This window comes from Fructilactobacillus sp. X3R2C1, from assembly GCF_059901235.1.
Window position 1 is genome coordinate 1 of the sequence record NZ_JBWXVA010000075.1, and the last position, 242, is coordinate 242.

A 242-nucleotide genomic window follows, 5' to 3' on the forward strand; every position below is an offset into this window, starting at 1 on the left:
GGCGCACGCAGCTGGCGCTGGAAGTACCGCATCGCCGGCAAGGAGAAGCTGCTGTCGATCGGCCTGTACCCGGATGTCTCCTTGGCGCGCGCGAGAGAGGCCCGCGACGAAGCCCGCCGACTGCTGGCCCGAGGCGTCGACCCTGGCGCGCAGAAGAAGGCCGCCGCCCTCGCCCACTCCGCCCTTGGCTCGGACAGCTTCGAGACCATCGCCAATGAGTGGCTGGCCACACGCCCTTGGGT

The 242-nt window shown here is 70.2% G+C and carries 1 protein-coding gene; it reads left to right on the forward strand.

What is annotated here, in order from left to right:
- A partial coding sequence (locus AC6UDB_RS07215) for an Arm DNA-binding domain-containing protein (RefSeq protein ID WP_500709587.1) occupies positions 1–242 on the forward strand: 242 nt, incomplete at both ends.